This window comes from Bellilinea sp., assembly GCF_034432615.1.
GTDB lineage: Bacteria > Chloroflexota > Anaerolineae > Anaerolineales > Anaerolineaceae > Bellilinea.
In genome coordinates this window covers 1-4,398 of record NZ_DAOUBL010000368.1, presented here as the reverse complement: position 1 = coordinate 4,398, position 4,398 = coordinate 1, and the positions used below count along the sequence as shown (strand labels likewise).

The window sequence follows — 4,398 nt, the reverse complement described above, 5'->3', positions numbered from 1 at the left end:
AGTCGGTTGAAAACCGCTTCAAGGGTGTTTAACACCCCCTCGCGGCGGGCTTTGTCCAGCACCTGACGCACAAGATCGGGACGGGAACGCGCTTTTCCTACCAGACTTTTTCCGGCAAAATCCACCACCATGCGTTCTGTGCCGGCAGAAATCAAAGAAGCTGCATTGCGCACCAGCACCATTCCCGGTTTGGGAGTCGGTGCCGGCACATCCACCACAAGGGCTTTTCCATCCCGCAAGTTTTGCAGTAACTGCTTCATGGGCAGCCGGTTCAGCGGGCGTAGTCCACAGCCCGGGTTTCGCGAATGACGGTCACTTTAATCTGTCCCGGATACTGCATGGTTTCTTCAATCTTTTTGGCAATATCCCTTGCCAGCCGTGTGGCCGCCAGATCGTCAATATCTTCTGGACGGACGATGATGCGCACTTCACGCCCAGCCTGAATGGCGTAACTCTGGCTGACGCCCTTGAAGGAATTGGCAATTTCTTCCAGTGCGCGCAGGCGTTTGATGTACTGCTCCAAATCTTCGCGGCGGGCACCGGGTCGGGCGCCAGAGATGGCATCGGCGGCTTCCACGATAATGGCTTCCACCGTTTCCTGTTCCACTTCGTGATGATGAGAGGCAATGATATTGACGACCTTTGCCGGAACGCCGTACCGTTTGGCAAATTCCGCGCCGATCATGGCGTGTGTGCCGTCGGTGTTATGATCCATGGCCTTGCCTAAATCGTGCAGCAGGCCACCCATACGGCACAAATCCACATCTGCGCCCAGCTCGGCCGCCAGCACTGCCGAAAGTTTGGCCACCTCCACAGCATGCGCCAGTTGATTCTGTCCGTAGGAAGTGCGGTACTTCAAACGACCTAAAACTTTGGTGACTTCGGGGTGCAGACCGGTCACCCCAGCGTCATACGCCGCTTGCTCGCCGGCTTCGATGATGCTTTTATCCACTTCTTTTTGTTCTTCGTTGAGAATTTTTTCGATATGCGCCGGGTGAATACGTCCATCCACAATCAAGCGTTCCAGCGCCCGGCGGGCAACTTCGCGCCGCACCGGGTCAAAACAGGAGATGGTAACCGCCTCAGGAGTATCATCTACAATCACATCTACACCGGCGGCCTGCTCAAAGGCGCGGATGTTTCGCCCATTCCGTCCAACGATACGCCCTTTCATCTCCTCGTTGGGCAGAGAAATGACCGAGGTGGTCACGCTGACCACATGATCCGAAGCCACCCGCTGGATGGATTCGGCAATCAACTCGCGGGCGCGCTTTTCACCTTCGGCTCGCGCTTCTGCCTCAATTTGGCGGATGATTCGTGCCATGTCGGCGCGGGCTTCTTTTTCGGCTTCCTGGAGTAAAACCGCTCGGGCTTCCTCGACGGTCATTTGCGCAATCCGCTGCAATTCCGCCATATGCTGCTCGTACATTTTTTCAACTTCGTTCAGGCGTTTGTCCACAGCCGACTGACGCTTGTTGACCGCCTGTTCACGCTGTTCCAGCCGCTCAAAGCGCTGATCCAGCTCTGCCCGCCGTTTCTGTAAACGGTCTTCTTCGCGGTTGATTTCCATGCGGCGGCGGTTGATTTCCGCCTCTGCTTCCTGCAAGGTTTTCAGTGCTCGATCTTTGGCTTCCAGTTCGATCTCACGTGCTTTTTCGTTCGCTTGCAGTAAAACTGCATCTGCTTTATTTTGTTGATCCTTTTTGAATTTTTCGGCAAAGTAGCGGGTCAAAAAATACACCGCCGCAGCCAGAACCAGCACATCCACCAACAAAATGACTACCAATGTTTCAAATCCAAATTGTCCCATGTTCCAATTCCTCTTTCCAGAGTCAGGTTTCGGGCTGCTCAATCTCTCTTTCGGAACAGATGCGGCGCACAACCGGAGCAATCGTTCCGTAAGAAAAGCCGCGGCGTGCTAAAAACGCCATCAGCCGCTTGCGAAACACATCCGGTTGCAGGCTGGTCAATTTTCGCGCATAACGAATACCAGCCTGATACGCCAGTTCACTCTCTTCCGCCAAAGGATTGAGCGCCTCCTCAATATGATCTTCCGAAACTCCCTTTTGCCTTAGCTCATAACGCAGTAATCGGCGGCTGCGGGGTCGAAAAGTGGTGCGATTTTCCGTCCACAAGCGCGCAAACTCCGCATCACCCAGCCAACGTTCGGCCTTCAAGCGTTCAATGATCTCCTCGATCAATGGCTGGTTAAACCCTTTTTCCAGCAGTTTGCGGCGAACTTCGGCTTCTGAACGCGGGCGGAAACTCAGGTAATGCAAACCACGTTGATAGGCGACTTCGCGGGTCTCTTCTTCCTGGAGTGAACGAATTTTATCTTCACTCAGGGTTTGTCCAACCCGCAGCCAGGCAGCTACAATTCGCGAAAGTCCGAAAGCAAATTCCCCATCGAGGTAAACATTCACTCGATTTGGGTTACGCCTTTGTACCTTTAATGCTGTGATCTTACGCTCCGCGTCCAATCAACACCAGCCTGCCCGGAGCAGCCCGAGAAGAACCAGTTTGTGCGGGGTGAAAATGCAGATAATACCGGGAGCGAAGATTAAAGCAGATTCAAATAATTTTGAATCCTTTGTGAGGCTCTGGTAAATCCCACCACAGGTACATTATCTGTATACTTCACCGACAGCCTCCGGTTTAATTGCACTGTCCACGCGCGTACTCACCTAAAAAAGTACACGCCTTGAATTCAGAGCCGTTTCACTCTCCGGCTAATCTACTGATCCCATAATCTCTCCCCAATGGAGAGAGAAAATCCAAACACAAACGGTTTCTCCCTGCCACTGCAATGCTTTTCCAACGCTTTGATCATTCCGGGCTGAGGGAGTTTCAAATTTCTTAACACATTATACATGATTTTTTAATATTGAAAACATTTTAGGAGTTGAAAATTTACCAAATCCCGCCAAAATCAGTTTTTTCCGGGTAAGAATTCCAATTTCTCCCCTTCCCTTTTGCAGCTGAATGAATGGCAAACACCATTTCTTAAGTTGTTTGGACTAATACTTTTCCTTAAACCAGCATTTTCCTACTCAAATTGCAGCAAATACAGAATATCTGTCAGGGCTGCATCGAATAATTCCTGCATAATTTCCGGTCGGGCAGCATATTCACCGCCAAAACTGCCATCCCCGTACAGCTGCCGCATTTCCTCGGCATTGGGCAAACCCTGATAGGAAGGGGGAATTTTTGAACCCTGAGGCAATTCGCTCACCTGTACAAACGAAAAGGCTTCTAACCAGTTGGCATGCGCCGGTTTTAGTGCATGCTTTTCTGCCACCGCTTCAACGCTGTGGGATTTCCACCACGCATACCATCCAACTTTCAACCCCGGCAGTTCATTGGCCAGCTCTACCAGCACATTCCGCGCCCCATCGTTGCCGCCATGGCCGTTCAGAACCAGTAAACGCCGAAACCCCTGGCGGTAAACCGATCTGACCATGTCCTCCACCACCTGAATCAGTGTGCTGGAGCGCAGGCTGATCGTGCCGGGGTAAGCCAGAAAGTAGGGTGAAACGCCAAAGTTCAAAGGAGGGGCAACCAGCACACCGCTCCTTTCGCTGGCAGCGTCCGCCAGCGCCAGAGGAATGCGCACATCCGTCAAAAGGCTGAGATAACCGTGCTGCTCACATGCGCCTAAAACCAGCATCAGACGGTCATCCTGTTTGAGGTAGATTTCAACATCCATCCAGTTCAATTCTTCGAGTCGCATAAAATCTTCCTTTTTTGAAGAAAAAAAATCCTCACTCAGTATACCGCTTTTTCAAAAGGGACTGGATTAAACGCGGCGGCGAAGCGGATGCTTCGCCGCCGCAATTCAAAAAGGCTCTCCTCCTTCGGCCGATGTGGTCAAAACACGACGTTTACCAGTCTGCCACGCACATAGATAATCTGGCGCGGGCTGCGTCCTTCCAGATGGCGTTGGACACCTTCGGTAGCCAGAGCCATGGCTTTGGCTTCCTCTTCCGAGATATTGACCGGCACCTGAATCCGGTCACGCACTTTTCCATTTACCTGCACAACCAGCGTAATTTCTTCCTCGCGGGCAGCCTCTTCATCCACTACAGGCCAGGATTGAGTGTGAACCGAGTAGGGTTTTCCCAATCTTTCCCACAACTCTTCGCTGATGTGCGGCGCAACCGGCGCCAGCATCCGCAGGTAGATATCCACCGCTTCTTCCCAGGCGGGGGTGCCATACGCCCCACCCTGCTTGGCTTTGTTCATTTCGTTCAGCAGTTCCATTAAAGCCGAAACAATGGTGTTGAATTCGAATTCGCGGAAATCGCGGGTGACCGCCCGCAGGGTTTGATGAACCTTGCGGCGCAAATTGCGGATGAGGCTTTCATCTGCCGCTTTTGCAGCAGCCGGTTCAAGCACCAG

The 4,398-nt window shown here is 52.3% G+C and carries 4 protein-coding genes and 1 pseudogene; all 5 read right to left on the bottom strand.

The window, feature by feature from the left end; genetic code table 11:
- Positions 1-260 (bottom strand): annotated as a pseudogene (locus VAE48_RS16370) (hypothetical protein); the annotation flags it as partial.
- Positions 261-271: 11 nt separating this feature from the next.
- Positions 272-1,810, bottom strand: a complete 1,539-nt coding sequence (gene rny, locus VAE48_RS16365; protein WP_322794408.1) for a ribonuclease Y — start codon at positions 1,808-1,810, stop codon at positions 272-274.
- Positions 1,811-1,832: 22 nt separating this feature from the next.
- Complete coding sequence (locus VAE48_RS16360) at positions 1,833-2,423, bottom strand: regulatory protein RecX (RefSeq protein WP_322794407.1); 591 nt, start codon at positions 2,421-2,423, stop codon at positions 1,833-1,835.
- 623 nt (positions 2,424-3,046) lie between these two features.
- Entirely contained in the window at positions 3,047-3,730 is a 684-nt protein-coding gene (locus tag VAE48_RS16355; protein WP_322794406.1) for a creatininase family protein, read from the bottom strand.
- A 137-nt stretch (positions 3,731-3,867) separates the two neighbouring features.
- On the bottom strand, positions 3,868-4,398 hold a 531-nt coding region (locus tag VAE48_RS16350; protein WP_322794405.1), incomplete at its 5' end, for a class I tRNA ligase family protein.

Bases quoted from the DNA above. Each gene is read 5' to 3' on its own strand.
- rny (WP_322794408.1), bottom strand. From the start codon at position 1,810: ATGGGACAATTTGGATTTGAAACATTGGTAGTCATTTTGTTGGTGGAT.
- VAE48_RS16355 (WP_322794406.1), bottom strand. From the start codon at position 3,730: ATGCGACTCGAAGAATTGAACTGGATGGATGTTGAAATCTACCTCAAA.